The organism is Paenibacillus senegalimassiliensis, assembly GCF_001486585.1.
Taxonomy (GTDB): Bacteria; Bacillota; Bacilli; order Paenibacillales; family Paenibacillaceae; genus Fontibacillus; species Fontibacillus senegalimassiliensis.
Map to the genome: position 1 here is coordinate 602374 of NZ_LN909046.1, position 14303 is coordinate 616676.

13 protein-coding genes are annotated in these 14303 nt (G+C 52.1%); 12 read left to right on the forward strand and 1 reads right to left on the reverse strand.

Features of this window, described 5'->3' with window-relative positions:
- Window positions 1–7 precede the first annotated feature (7 nt).
- The 8 genes from rpoZ to BN3279_RS16805 all read left to right on the forward strand — a co-directional run bounded on the left by rpoZ (window position 8) and on the right by BN3279_RS16805 (window position 8296).
- A complete protein-coding gene (rpoZ, locus tag BN3279_RS16770) occupies window positions 8–229 on the forward strand; it encodes a DNA-directed RNA polymerase subunit omega (RefSeq protein WP_059052305.1) in 222 nt (73 codons plus the stop codon).
- Between the two features lie 190 nt (window positions 230–419).
- Window positions 420–1640 carry a bifunctional phosphopantothenoylcysteine decarboxylase/phosphopantothenate--cysteine ligase CoaBC gene (gene coaBC, locus BN3279_RS16775; protein ID WP_059052306.1) on the forward strand — a complete coding sequence of 407 codons (1221 nt, stop codon included), beginning with the start codon at window positions 420–422 and terminating at the stop codon, window positions 1638–1640.
- A complete protein-coding gene (gene priA / locus BN3279_RS16780; protein ID WP_059052307.1) occupies window positions 1637–4204 on the forward strand; it encodes a primosomal protein N' in 2568 nt (855 codons plus the stop codon). Before coaBC ends, priA begins: the two co-directional genes overlap by 4 nt.
- 82 nt (window positions 4205–4286) lie before the next feature.
- The gene (gene def / locus BN3279_RS16785; protein WP_059052308.1) at window positions 4287–4769 is read left to right on the forward strand and encodes a peptide deformylase; all 483 of its coding nucleotides are present in this window, start codon (window positions 4287–4289) and stop codon (window positions 4767–4769) included.
- A gap of 9 nt (window positions 4770–4778) precedes the next feature.
- Entirely contained in the window at window positions 4779–5750 is a 972-nt protein-coding gene (fmt, locus tag BN3279_RS16790; RefSeq protein WP_059052309.1) for a methionyl-tRNA formyltransferase, read from the forward strand.
- A complete protein-coding gene (gene rsmB, locus BN3279_RS16795; RefSeq protein ID WP_082673109.1) occupies window positions 5747–7132 on the forward strand; it encodes a 16S rRNA (cytosine(967)-C(5))-methyltransferase RsmB in 1386 nt (461 codons plus the stop codon). Before fmt ends, rsmB begins: the two co-directional genes overlap by 4 nt.
- Before the next feature lie 188 nt (window positions 7133–7320).
- Window positions 7321–7638, forward strand: a complete 318-nt coding sequence (locus BN3279_RS16800; protein ID WP_059054499.1) for a PadR family transcriptional regulator — start codon at window positions 7321–7323, stop codon at window positions 7636–7638.
- Complete coding sequence (locus BN3279_RS16805) at window positions 7625–8296, forward strand: DUF1048 domain-containing protein (protein ID WP_059052310.1); 672 nt, start codon at window positions 7625–7627, stop codon at window positions 8294–8296. Before BN3279_RS16800 ends, BN3279_RS16805 begins: the two co-directional genes overlap by 14 nt.
- A gap of 89 nt (window positions 8297–8385) precedes the next feature.
- On the opposite strand, the gene BN3279_RS16810 is transcribed toward BN3279_RS16805, so the two are convergent.
- Window positions 8386–9117, reverse strand: a complete 732-nt coding sequence (locus tag BN3279_RS16810; protein WP_059052311.1) for an SDR family oxidoreductase — start codon at window positions 9115–9117, stop codon at window positions 8386–8388.
- 185 nt (window positions 9118–9302) lie between these two features.
- Here BN3279_RS16810 and BN3279_RS16815 point away from each other — a divergent pair, with 185 nt between their 5' ends.
- From BN3279_RS16815 to pknB, 4 genes are all read left to right on the forward strand, one after another.
- Window positions 9303–10259, forward strand: a complete 957-nt coding sequence (locus tag BN3279_RS16815; protein WP_059052312.1) for an AraC family transcriptional regulator — start codon at window positions 9303–9305, stop codon at window positions 10257–10259.
- Between the two features lie 130 nt (window positions 10260–10389).
- The gene (gene rlmN, locus BN3279_RS16820) at window positions 10390–11436 is read left to right on the forward strand and encodes a dual-specificity RNA methyltransferase RlmN (RefSeq protein ID WP_059052313.1); all 1047 of its coding nucleotides are present in this window, start codon (window positions 10390–10392) and stop codon (window positions 11434–11436) included.
- A gap of 6 nt (window positions 11437–11442) precedes the next feature.
- Entirely contained in the window at window positions 11443–12216 is a 774-nt protein-coding gene (locus BN3279_RS16825; protein WP_059052314.1) for a Stp1/IreP family PP2C-type Ser/Thr phosphatase, read from the forward strand.
- On the forward strand, window positions 12213–14282 hold the full coding sequence (gene pknB / locus BN3279_RS16830) for a Stk1 family PASTA domain-containing Ser/Thr kinase (protein WP_059052315.1): 2070 nt from the start codon (window positions 12213–12215) through the stop codon (window positions 14280–14282). The genes BN3279_RS16825 and pknB overlap by 4 nt, the downstream gene beginning before the upstream one ends.
- Window positions 14283–14303: the final 21 nt, after the last annotated feature.

Consider the following 14303-nt stretch of genomic DNA (forward strand, 5'->3'; position numbering starts at 1 on the left):
TGTGAAGATGTTGTATCCATCAATTGATAAAATGCTTGGCAAGGTAGGAAGTAAATATTCTCTGGTTGTAGCTGCCTCACGGCGTGCAAGACAACTTCGCGAAGGCGAGAGAAGTGAGCTCAAGCAGCCAAGATCGTTTAAGCAGGTTGGCGTGGCACTGGAAGAAATTTATGGGGACTACGTCAAGCTGAAATTGGATGGGGAGCCGGCTCCCGAGAACGAGAAGTAGGATTTACGGCTCTATTTTTTGTGAATCATCAGAAGGCGATCATCTGAACCGGGCGAAGGCCTTCTGATATTGCAAAGAAGCAACTGCCGCATACGCGGTCTGTCCCCTTAGGGGGGGCGTCGATAGACGTTTATTTCAAGACAACCGCGAGGTTGTTATTTTTTTTCTGTTCGGAAAGCGAGGGGTAGCGATGTTAACCGGCAAGAAAATTCTTCTGGGCGTTACCGGCGGTATTGCAGCGTTCAAAGCAGCTTCCTTGTGCAGCAAGCTGGTGAAGGAAGGGGCAGAGGTCAAGGTTATTATGACCTCATCGGCCACTCAATTTATTACGGAGCTGACGTTGCAAGCTTTGTCCAAAAATGTGGTCTATACCGACACATTCGATGAGAAACATGCCAATTCCATTGCCCATATTAGTCTGGCTGATTGGGCTGATCTGGTTCTGGTAGCGCCAGCGACAGCAAATATCATCGGTAAGATGGCTGCGGGCATTGCCGACGATATGCTCTCGACAACGCTGCTGGCTACGCAGGCGCACATTATGGTAGCGCCAGCGATGAATGTGCATATGTACGAGCATCCGGCAGTAAGACGAAATCTGGAGGAGCTAGTGTCGCGCGGGGTTATGATGATTGAGCCCGGAGAAGGGCTGCTGGCTTGTGGTTACACAGGCAAAGGACGAATGGAAGAACCGGAAACGTTGGTACGGGTCGTAGATGAGTATTTTATTCGGGAAGCAGCCTTGGACAAACAGCCACTCTCTGGGAAGCGGGTAGTGATAACGGCCGGAGGCACGGTGGAGCGGATCGATCCGGTTCGTTACATCACCAATGATTCTTCCGGGAAGATGGGCTTCGCCCTCGCCAGAGCTGCCAAGCGGCTAGGCGCGGAGGTCACGCTGATCGCGGGGAATACCCAGGCCAAGCCGCCTGCTGGAATTCCCTTGATTCGCGTATCGTCAGCGCAAGAGATGTATGAGGCGGTACAAGCCTTGTGGGCAGATACGGACATCATGGTGAAGGCTGCTGCGGTAGCAGACTACCGTCCTAAGGAGACCGCGACACATAAGATCAAGAAAACCGGGGATTCGCTGGTGCTTGAACTGGTGAAAAATATCGATATTTTGGAAACGCTAGGCAAGCAGAAGACTTCCCAATTTCTGATCGGGTTTGCTGCCGAAACAGAAAACATAGAGCAGCATGCTATGGACAAGCTGAAGCGTAAAAATTGCGATTTTCTCGTTGCCAACGATGTAACAGTGCAGGGGGCGGGATTCGGCACAGAGACCAACATCGTAAATATTTATGATGCTTCCGGTCTGGTAGAGTCTCTGCCCCGACTGGCCAAAGAAGAAGTGGCCCTTCGTATTATGGAGATGGCTGCTTCCAGGGTGGCGGGAACGAGCCGATGACTTATAGAATGGCCAAAGTGATTGTCGATGTGCCGAGCCGGGAAACCGACCGGCCTTTTGACTATTTAATTCCAGATTCCATCGCGGGATGGATCGAGGTTGGCAGTCGGGTGGGTGTTCCGTTCGGTCGCCGCACGGTACAGGGCTTTGTTGTATCCCTGCATGAACATTTTGAAATGGACAGCACCCGGATGAAGCCCATTCAGGAACTGCTGGACATGGTACCACCCTTGCCGCCGGACCTGGTAGCCTTGGCGGAATGGATGAGCCACAGGTATGCCTGCAGCATGATCAAGGTGCTGCAAGCCATGATACCTGCTGCTCTGAAAGGAAAGGCCGAACGTTATATCCGCGTTGCTGCGATCTCTGCTGTGGAAGCGCAGCAGGAGGCAGTCGGGCAGAGTGATATGGTGGCGGACAATTCCTGGATGGCCCCGCCTTCGCTGCTCACCGCAGAGGAAGAGGCGATTATTCGTTATATTGCCACCTCCGGCGAGGTGACGATGACTTCACTTGGGAGCCGGTATCCGGGGTCCGGGGATTTAATCAAAGACATGCTGAGCCGCGGCGTATTGACGGAGAGTCAGGCGATTAAGGATAAAGTCCGTAAGAAAACGGTAAAAAGTGTAACGGCTGCTGTGCGTGGTCAGGATGCACAGGATGCGCTGGCCTCCTTCTCCGGGCAAGCACGTCGGCAGAAAGAGGTGCTTCAGTTCCTGTTGGAAGCCGGGATGACCTTATCCTTGCAGGAGGTTCTGTCGACCTTGCAGGTGACTGCAGGAACCGTCAAGAAGTTGGTGGAGAAGGGCTACGTTCATGTTGAGGACGTGGAGGTATTCCGGGACCCTTATGCAGGACGGCGCTTCCAGAGCAGTGAGCCCTTGACGCGCACACCAGAGCAAGAGGTGGTGTATCATCAACTGGTTCAGGCGCTGGACGCTCGTCAGCATGAAGTCTTCCTGCTGCATGGTGTTACTGGCAGCGGCAAAACTGAGGTCTATCTGCAGACGATCGAGCGATGTATTTCCTTAGGCAGGCAGGCGATTGTGCTCGTACCGGAGATTTCCTTGACCCCGCAAATGGTCGAACGGTTCAAAGGCCGCTTTGGCGGCAAGGTTGCCGTGATGCACAGCCGCTTGTCGGGTGGGGAGCGCTATGATGAATGGCGCAAAATTCGCGAGGGACGGGTGGAGGTAGCCATTGGGGCGCGTTCTGCCATCTTCGCTCCGTTCAAGCAACTGGGCCTCATTGTGATGGACGAAGAGCATGAGACCTCCTATAAGCAGGAGGAAACGCCTAAATATCATGCTCGCGATGTAGCTGTCCGCAGGGCGCGGCAACATGGAGCTGCCGTGATTCTTGGTTCTGCCACCCCGTCGCTGGAGAGCTATCATGCCGCACGTTCGGCAGGTGGGGACCTTGGCGAGTATGCGCCGATTCTGCTGGAGATGAAGCAACGTCCCTCTGGCAGCAAGCTGCCCGTCGTACATATCGTGGATATGCGCGAGGAGCTGAAGGAAGGGAATCACTCCATGTTCAGCCGCCCCTTGCATGCAGGTATCGCTGCACGGCTGGAGCGTGGGGAGCAGACAGTGTTGTTTCTCAACCGACGCGGATATTCAACCTTTGTCATGTGTCGTAGCTGCGGCTATGTGGCGGGTTGCCCGGATTGTGATATTTCCCTGACTTATCATCAGAAATCCAATAATTTGCGTTGCCATTACTGCGGTTACGCCGAGACCGCTCCGGCGGTCTGCCCGGAGTGCGGAAGCGAGCACATCCGTTACTTCGGCACGGGCACTCAGCGCGTAGAGGACGAACTGGCGAAGCTGTTCCCCGGCATCCGCGTTATACGTATGGATGTTGATACGACCAGCGAGAAGGGCTCGCATGAGAAGCTGCTGCAAGCATTCCGGGAGAAGAAGGGAGATGTGCTGTTGGGAACGCAAATGGTAGCCAAAGGCCTGGACTTCCCGGATGTGACGCTTGTGGGCGTGATTGCCGCCGATACTGCGCTGAACTTTCCTGACTTCCGCTCAGCCGAGAAGACGTTCCAATTGTTGACGCAGGTGGCTGGGCGAGCAGGTCGCCATTTATTGCCGGGGGAAGTGTTCATTCAGTCTTATATCCCGGATCATTATTCAATTATCCATGCAAGTGGCCATGATTATCTTGCCTTTGTACGCGATGAGTTGAAGCATCGCAAGGCGCTGCACTATCCGCCTTACAGTCGCTTAATACTGGTTACGCTGTCCCATGAGAAGCTGCCGTTGCTGCTGCGGATGGCCGAGAATTTCACCGGGGACCTGCGTGCCAAGGCCCAGCGTCAAGGCTGGTTCGGGAGCCTTGATCGTTTTGCTGCGGCTGCTCTGGATATTTTGGGTCCGGTCGCCTCGCCTATTCCGCGAATCAAGAACCGTTATCGGTTCCAGTGCATGGTGAAGTATCGCGGTGATTTGGATGCGGTGAAGCTTGTGCGGGAGGTCGCTTCGGCCACGCTGGAACAGTTGAAGGATGCGACTTTGCAGATTAGCATTGATGTTGATCCGCAAATGCTGATGTAACGTACAGTGATAACAAACCATTTTGAATTGCATAACATATATATCTAAAGAAGCAAGGCGATCACGGAAAGGAAGTGCCATCATGGCCATACGCATTATTGTCAAGGAACCGGATGAGGTATTGCATCAGGTTGCCAAGGAAGTCAAGAAAATAACCCCCAACGTGCAGAAGCTGCTCACGGATATGGCAGATACGATGTATGACGCCGAGGGCGTGGGTCTGGCCGCGCCACAAATCGGTATTCTGAAGCGGGTCATCGTGGTGGATGTGGGCGACGAGCATGGGTTGATTGAGTTGATTAATCCCGAGATTGTATCGGTTGAAGGAGAGCAATTCGGCTCCGAAGGTTGCCTGAGCATCCCGGGATATCGTGGTGAAGTTCGGCGAGCGCTGACTGTGACGGTGAAGGGACTTGATCGCAACGGTAAGGAAGTGACCTACACCGGCTCGGACTTGCTGGCTCGGGCATTTCAGCATGAGATCGATCATCTGAATGGCGTGTTGTACACGGACATAGCGGAGCGCGTGTACGAAATTACCCCTGAGGGCGAAGAGAAGGAGTGACGGCGCACGATGAATATAGTATTTATGGGAACACCGGCGTTTGCGGTGCCTTCATTGGAAGGGCTGCTTAGCGCAGGTTACAACATCGTGGGCGTGGTTACCCAGCCGGACCGCCCGCAAGGGCGCAAGAAGGTGCTGACGCCAACACCCGTGAAGGAGGCGGCGCTGCGACACGGTCTTCCCGTGCTGCAGCCGGTGCGCATGCGTGCACCGGAGGCCGTGGCAGAGGTTGCTGCCTTGCAGCCCGATTTGATCGTCACGGCTGCCTATGGACAGATTCTACCGAAGGGTGTGCTTGAGCTTCCGAAGTACGGCTGCCTGAACGTGCATGGTTCCTTACTCCCCAAATATCGCGGAGGTGCGCCTATCCAGCGTGCCATCATTAACGGTGAGAAGGAAACGGGCATCACCTTGATGTATATGGCTGAGGGGCTGGACACGGGCGATATGATCGCAAGAGTCGTTGTTCCGATTGAAGACGAGGATACCTCGGGAACGCTGTTTGAGAAGCTGAGCGAGGCCGGGGCCAAGTTGTTGCTGGAACAACTGCCATCCATTTTGGAAGGCACGTCTGACCGCATTGCGCAAAATGATGAGGAATCAACTTATGCGTCCAATCTGTCGCGCGATGATGAGCGAATTGACTGGTCAGCCAGCTCACGTGCCATTTATGATCGTGTAAGGGGTCTAGTCCCCTTTGCTGGTGGATTTACGACCTGGAACGGCGAAGTGTTCAAGATCTGGGCGGTTGCGAGGCCTGATGCAGAACAAGGCAAGGTGGAAGGAGCGGCTGTCGTTAACGGCCAAGCTTCTGGACAAGCTCCTGGTACCGTGCTAAGCCTCTCCCCGCAAGGCATTGAAGTGAAGACTGGCGATGGTTCCGTAATGTTGACCCGGGTTCAGCCTGCGGGCAAGAAGGCGATGGAAGCGGAAGAGTTCATTCGCGGGGGCGTCATGAAGCCAGGGATGGTCCTGTCATGAGTGGTGGCGGGCGAAGTTCACTCAAGACCACGTCGCGAAGCTTAGCGCTGCAAGTGCTGACGGCTGTGGAACAAGAGGGCGCATACAGCAACTTGTTGCTTGGTGGGGCGTTGCAGAAATCCGGGCTATCCGGGCCCGATGCGGGGCTGGCTACAGAGTTGGTCTACGGGACGATTCAGCGGCTCAATACGATAGATTTCTTGCTGGAACCGTTTGTAACCAAGGGAATGGCCAAATTGGCACCTTGGGTACGCAACTTGCTACGGCTGAGCTTCTATCAGCTTTATTATCTGGATCGCATTCCCCCGCACGCCGTAGTCAATGAGGCAGTAAACCTGGCGAAGAAGCGTGGACATCAGGGGATTTCGGGTATGGTTAACGGGGTGCTCCGTAACGTCCTCCGCCGTAAGGAGGAGTTGAAGCTGCCGGAAGGACTTAGTTCTGTTCAGCGCATTGCCCTGGAGCATTCACACCCGGAATGGCTGGTGGCGCGCTGGCTGGAGCAGTATGGAGAACAAACCACCGAGGCAATTTGCCGTGCCAATAATGAGCCTCCTTCCATCAGTATTCGGGTGAACCGGGCGAAGACCAGCCGCGATGATATGTTGCGATTGCTGAAGGAACAAGGATTGTCGGCTGTCCCATCCAAGCTTGCCCAAGATGGAATCTTAGTGGAGGGCGGGGGCAATATGGCTCTTACGACTTGGTATCGGGAGGGGCTGATTTCTGTACAGGATGAGAGCTCTATGCTCGTAGCAGAGGCGCTAAATCCAGAGGCAGGTATGTCTGTACTGGATTGTTGCGCAGCGCCTGGAGGGAAAACCTGTCATATCGCCGAGATGATGCAGGGCAGCGGCCGAGTGCTGGCTAACGACATTCACCCGCACAAGGCGAAGTTGGTTGAGGATCAGGCGAATCGTCTGGGACTAACCAATATTGATCTATCCACCGGAGACGCATCCAAGCTGGGTGAGCGCTTCGAGCAGAATTCCTTTGACCGCATCTTGCTGGACGCCCCTTGCTCCGGTCTTGGTGTGATTCGCCGCAAGCCGGATTTGAAATGGGCCAAGACGGCTGGGGATATTGCTGAAATCGCTGGTATTCAACACGCAATACTCGACACGGCTGGAGACTTGCTCAAGCCAGGGGGCCTGTTGGTTTACAGTACCTGTACGATTGAGCCCCGTGAAAATGTGGACATGGTGAGTAACTTCTTAAACCGTCATCCCGAGTTCGAATTGGCCACAGACAAGCCGGCTAGCTGGGAGACTGAGCCGCTGGTTGCGGCATCCGCGCGTGGAAGCATCGGGTTGCAAATTTTGCCTCAGGATGCTCATTCGGATGGCTTCTATATTGCGCGGTTACGCAAGAAGCCTAATTAAGCATGATACAGGGCCGGGCCTGTGCCGTTTGTGGCAGGCTTGGCTTTTTTTATCACTAGCTTGCATTGCAAAGTAGTATATGCTACACTTCAATTATCATCTAACTTGTAATGCAATGTAGTATTTCACGGTAGTACCTTGCATTGCAATATAGAGAGGGGAATCAGGACTTGGATAGTCAGAGCCAGATGTTGAAGGGGCTGCTTGAGGGTTGTATGCTTGCCATTATTTCCGAAAAGGAAGTATACGGGTATGAATTAAGTGAGAAGCTGCATGAAGCAGGCTTGACCATGGTGAAGGAAGGTAGTATATATCCACTGCTGTTACGCATGCAGAAGAACGAATTAATTGAGGGAACCATGAAGCCTTCAGCAACCGGGCCAGATCGCAAATACTATCATCTTACTCAGCAAGGAAAAGAGGCCTTGCAACAATTTGACGAAAGCTGGGCCCAGTTGTCTCAGGCCATCACTTATTTAAGGAGGAAACGCGATGAACACAATTGAAATGACTAAGCGTAACAATGAGCGACGTGAACTTCTGAATAAAGAAAACCTGAAGGTATATGAGGACGCCATGATATACATTCGGCTAAATGCTCGCTCTGAATATGCAACGGAAAGCATCCTGCTGGAGTTGCTGGAACATCTGATCGAAGCTCAGCAGCACGGAAAATCCGCACAGGATGTTTTTGGCGACGATCTGCATGGCTATTGCGATGCCTTAATTGCCGACATCCCCCATCAAAGTAAGCAGTCTTGGATTTTGGAAATATTGAGATATGCAACCATCTTGTTTGGAGGCCTTTTTGCAGTCTATACCATTGTGCAATTTCTCGCTTATTTTATTCCTTCTCTGAAAATGGAAAGCATTAGCTTGGTGCCTTTTCTGATCATTATTGCTGTAGGAGCGATTGCCATCCTGGTCATATTATACGCTCTTAAGGCTTCTATATTTGGCACTAAATCCTGGTTCATTCTTGGGGTATTGGTCTATGTGGCAGCAGTTGGCGGTTATGCCTATTCAACCATTTTGTTTAAGGGCATCTGGATGGTTCCAATGAGCTTCTGGTCCTGCCTTGCGGTCACCATCGTCATGATTCTGCTGCATCAGTTGTTTAAACGGCTGTCAGGCAAAGCCGATTTGAAGCCTTATCGCAATTGACACCTGCCAATTTGAAGCCAAGATGTAAGAAGGCGAGCCCAAGTCTATGATGACCTGGGTTCGCCTATTTTTGTTAGTACGACCTTCCCTTAGTTAAATCCACCATTGACTCTTAAGGTTTGCCCTGTAATCCAGCGTGCCTTATCGCTGACAAGCAGTTCAATGGCGCTGGCTATATCTCCCGGTTCACCTAGTCGACCAAAGGCATTCATCCGCGTAAATCCTTCGATTTGCTCCGGGGATTTTCCAGTCAGGAACAGCTCTGTAGCTACTTGACCCGGGGCGATACAGTTAATTGTAATGTTCTTCGGTCCGAATTCCTTCGCCAGTTGCCGCGTCAGTTGTTCGACAGCTCCTTTTGTGGCTGCGTAGACGCTGTAGGTCGGCAGCATGGCTCCGGATACAGAGGTGGAGAAATTCACGATGGACCCGCCCGGTGCCATATGCTTCATAGCTTGCTGACAAGCAAAATAGGTCCCTTTCACATTAATGGCAAAATGGCGGTCAAAAATCTCTTCCGTAACATTTTCAAGAGGATAGTTGTTCATGATACCGCCGTTATTAATCAGAATATCGACATGACCGAACCGGCTTAGGGTCTCTGCGAACAATGCCTCTACCTGATTGACTTGACTGAGATCAGCCTGAACGGCCAGGGCTTCGCCACCGCTGTTTACGATGGTTGTCACCACTTCCTCTGCCTTTTCCCGCTGACTTGAATAATTAATCACGACCTTGGCTCCCGCCTGGGCCAGTTGAATGGCTGTTTGTCTTCCAATGCCTCGTGAGGCTCCGGTGATGATAGCTACTTTTCCATGCATAGTCCTTTTCCTCCGCTTCGATTATTAAGGCCAAGCTTGGGTATGTCTTCACGGCCCTTGTGAGATTATTATAACCAGAGAGGAAGATTGTCTGTTAGCTCATTCATCTTCTGTTCTTGCCTAATCCTCTTTCACACTTCTATAATAAAACAACGAGTAAATTCGGTTGAAAAGGAGCCGGTCAGATGAATCAGGTAGCGAATGGGTCACATGCAAGAACTGAAGCGTTAGAACAATTGACGCGTCTGTTGTACCGCCATGCCCCGGTTGCGGGAACGTTTCAAACGGCTATTCCTTCCTTGTCATTAATGCACGCAGTCCAGCCGTCGATCCCCTTCGAAACGGTCTACAAGCCCTCGATATGTATTGTGGCACAAGGAGCCAAGCTATCTACACTTGCGGGCCAGTCCTATCGATACGATTCCTCGGCGTACTTCATTACCTCCGTGCAGTTGCCTGTAGCCAGCAATATTGTTGAGGCTTCGCCCGCAACGCCGTATTTGGGGCTGAAATTGTGCTTTGATGCCGAAGTAATTGTGGAGATTGTGGAGCAAGCGGCTTCGCTGGGTGCGGCCCGTGAGGAAGCATCGCGGACGGAAAGCCATCCTGGCCTTGCGGTACAGCAAACCTCTTCAGCGTTGCTGAATGCCATCGTCCGGCTTGTGGGTCTGCTGGATACACCAAGCGATATTCCTGTGCTGGAACCGCTTATTATACGTGAAATTCTATATCGCATCGTGCAGGATCAGCCATCCGGTAGCCTTGAACAGTTTGGCATCAGCGGTAGCCATGCTTACAACATCGCTCAAGCGATTCGCTTCATAAATCGTCAGTATGACCAACTGCTGACCGTGGAGCATTTAGCAAAGATGGTGAATATGAGCGTATCAGCGTTTCACAAACATTTTAAGCAGGTTACAACATTTAGTCCGCTGCAATATCAGAAATCGGTTCGCTTGCACGAGGCCAGACGCTTGCTGTTGGCCGAGGGAACCCAGGTTGCCGATGCAGCCTTTCGGGTGGGTTATGAGAGTCCGTCGCAATTCAGTCGCGAGTATGCCCGCATGTTCGGGAAGCCGCCTCTGCTGGACGTTCAACAATTGAGGGAGTCGCTGCAGGCTGAGAACGGGTTGGCTACATGACCCGCAAGCAGGCGCTAAACGGGCTTGAAGAGCCCCTTGACCCAGACATGCTTTAGTAGTATAGCTATTTATGTTAAAATGGGAAGAATGAGTTGGCAAAAATGAAAATAAGATAGGACAGGTGCGTAAAATGAAACCTTTTATATATGATTATACGTTGGAAGAGTTGAAGGAGTGGGTTGTTCTTCAGGGAGAGCCCGCCTTTCGCGGGGGCCAGATTTTTGACTGGCTTTACGTCAAACGTGTCTTTTCCTTCGAGGAAATGACCAACCTGTCCAAGCCTCTTCGGCAAAAGTTGGATGAGCATTTCTCCTTCGTTATGCTCAAGGAGATCACGAAGCTGGAATCCCAGGACGGCACGGTGAAATTCCTGTTTGGACTACATGATGATCACGCGATTGAAACGGTCATCATGAAGCATAATTACGGGAATAGCATTTGCGTGACAACGCAGGTGGGCTGTAGAGTAGGCTGTACCTTCTGTGCCTCCACGTTGGGCGGTCTGAAGCGCAATTTGACGGCTGGAGAAATCGTGGCTCAGGTTGTACAGGCGCAGAAAATTCTCGATCCTAGAGGTGAACGGGTCAGCAGTATCGTTATCATGGGCACCGGGGAACCGTTCGAGAACTACGATGAAACGATGAAATTTTTGCGAATCATGATTCATGAGAAGGGCCTGAACATCGGACAGCGGCATATTACGGTATCGACCAGTGGTATCGTTCCGAACATCTACCGCTTTGCGGATGAGGAGACGCAGATTAATCTGGCTATCTCCATTCACGCACCGAATGATGCGCTTCGTTCCAAGTTGATGCCGGTCAATCGGCGATTCCCGTTCAACGATGTGATCGAGTCGCTGCATTATTATATTGCGAAGACCGGACGTAGAATTACATTTGAGTACGCTTTGATTGGCGGAGTCAACGACCAGCCGGAACATGCAGAGGAACTGGCGAGTGTGATCAAGGATATGCTTTGCCATGTGAATCTGATTCCGGTAAACTATGTTCCGGAGCGGAAGTACGTAAGGACTTCTCGCAATGATATTTTTCAATTTCAGCGCATATTGGCGGATCAAGGAATTAACGTGACGATTCGTCGTGAGCAAGGCCATGATATTGCGGCAGCCTGCGGACAATTGCGGGCCCAGCACATGGAGTCTGGTGCGAGGTGAGCGAATTTGATTAGAACGGTTACTGTAAGTGATGTAGGAAGAGTACGCTCCGTCAACGAGGACTGCACCTTTGTGCAGCAATTGGAGCCAGGTTATACGTTGGCTGTCGTGGCTGACGGAATGGGCGGACATCAGGCGGGAGACATCGCCAGCCGCCTTGCCGTAGACACGATTACGCAGGATCTTGGCGCTTTGCCAGCCGGCTTGCCAGCGGAAGCTTGCGGGGAACAGCTTAAGAAGGCAGTTCTTCACGCCAATGAGGTGGTATTCCGCAAAGGGATGGAGCATACGGAATATCATAATATGGGGACGACCGTGGTGGCGGCTATTCTGGCTGATTGCGAAGGTATGATTGCTCATATCGGTGATAGCCGGGTTTATCATTACCGCCAAGGCGAGTTATCCCAATTGACGGATGATCACTCCTTGGTTAATGAGCTGTTGAAGAATAAGCAGATTAGCAAGGAAGAGGCCGACGTACATCCTCATCGCAACGTAGTTACCCGGGCGCTTGGCACGGATGAGAAGGTCGAGGTTGATATGATCCCGTTAACTATGGAAACGGGGGATATTTTGCTGCTCTGCAGCGATGGGCTCAGTAATTGTGTGACGCCAGAACAGATGGTTCTGACGCTGGAGTCAGGCGACATGAGTCTGGACGAGCGGGCCGACCATTTGCTCCAGTTGGCGCTGCATGCCGGGGGCGACGACAATATCAGCGTTGCCTTGCTGGAACAACATGAGGATGCCGCGTCAGGCGTAAAGGAGTGGAATTCATGATCGGACACGAACTTGGCGGTCGATATCAAATTATCGAACGGGTCGGCGGAGGAGGCATGGCGCTTGTCTATAAAGCGCAGGATATTCTGTTGAACCGCAACGTAGCCATCAAGGTGCTGCGGCAGCAATTTGTGAATGACGAGGAATTTATCCGCCGCTTCCGCCGCGAAGCGCAGTCTGCAGCATCGTTGTCGCATCCGAATATCGTCAGCGTGTACGATGTGGGACAGGAAGAGGATGTCCACTATATCGTCATGGAGTACATTGAAGGGCAAAACTTAAACGAAATCATCAAAGAGCGGGCACCGCTGCAGGTGGACGAAGCTGTTCGCGTTGCCTCGCAGATTGCCGATGCACTGGATCATGCCCATCAGAATCAAATTATTCACCGCGATATTAAACCACATAATATTTTAATAGGACGCAATGGGCGCGTGAAGGTGACTGATTTCGGGATTGCTAGGGCGGTAACTTCTACGACGATTACGCAAACGGGCTCGGTCGTGGGCTCCGTGCATTATTTCTCGCCGGAGCATGCCAAGGGGGTTGTGACGGGGGAGAAATCGGACCTGTACTCCTTGGGTATCGTATTGTATCAAATGCTGACAGGACGTTTGCCGTTTCTTGGAGAAAGTCCGATCAGTGTGGCGTTGAAGCATTTGCAGGAGCATTTCGACGAGCCACGAACGGTTAACCCGATGATTCCACAAAGCGTAGAGAACATTATTCTCAAGTCGATGCGCAAAAATCCAGCCGAGCGTTATCAATCGGCCAAGGAGATGCTGCACGATTTGGAGACTTGTCTGTTACCGGAGCGTAAGTCGGAATCCAAGCTGGCTTTCGTCGATGATGAAGATGAAGACAGCACTAGAATTATTCCGGCGATCCGCCCGTCCAATTCTTCATCGTCTTCATTTGGAAGTTCCAAGTTAACTCGTGATGCCGGAGGCTCATCGGACCCGCAGTGGAAAGAACCAAAGAAGAAGGGCGGGGGCAAACCTGCTGCACTTTGGATTACTCTCACTCTGATTGTTCTGATTGCCATGGCAGGGGTTGCTTGGTATGTGAACAGTCTGGTGACTGTAGCCGAAGTCAAGGTGCCTAATGTGCTGAATTTGGAAGAGCAGAAGGCGCTGGATATGCTGAGCGAAGCGGGCATTGAGGTTGGTACCATTGCGCGGGAGTACAAAGAAGGCGTTAATGAAGGTATCGTTTACGAGCAAAGTAAGCCTGAGGGCACGATGGTCAAGGAAGGCTCGGTCCTGGATCTGAAGATCAGTACCGCCAAGCCGTTGTCCCGGATGCCAGATTTAAGCAATCACACTTATGATGAAGCTCTGAAAGCTTTGGAAGAGCTTGGGGTGGATGATAATCAGGTTACCAAGACGGAAGAGAACAATGATGATATTGAGACGGGTAAGGTGTTTGAACAAATGCCGGCTGTGGATACCGAGTTTGATGCGGCATCGATTAATGTGGTGCTGAAGGTCAGCAAGGGACCGGCTGAGGTGAAGATGCCGGATCTGGTGAATAAAACGCAGGCGGAAGCGGAAAAGGCTTTGGAAGAGGCGGGGCTCAAGCTGGCCAAAGATGGGATTAAAGAGGAAGCCAGCTACGAGGTTGAATCGGGTTTGGTGACAAAACAATGGCCTTATGTAGCAAATGATCCCGTTGCCCCAGGTTCGGAAGTCACATTATTCGTCAGCACAGGATATCCACTCGAAGCGATTCAGTATACGTTCCAGGTGCCGGTAGTTCCGGCCGAGGAAGGGACGATCAGTCAAATCCGGATCGTGTACGGCGATGCGCGAGGGGAGAACCGGGAGTGGGGAAGTCAGAAGGTTGGCAAGGCGCAGTATCTTGCTGTTGACCTGGTTCTGGCTCCGAATAAAAATGGTTATGTCTCCGTTCATCGTGACGGTGCGTTGCTGGACACCTACCCGATCTCTTATATTGACGCCAAGCAGGGGACGGTTCCAGTTCCGGAGTTCCCGGTAAGCGGGGAACCGGAAGGAACGAATGAGGAAGGGCTGGACCCGGACTTGGAGAATAATCCTGAGCAATAGCATGAAGAAAGTGAGGCCGGC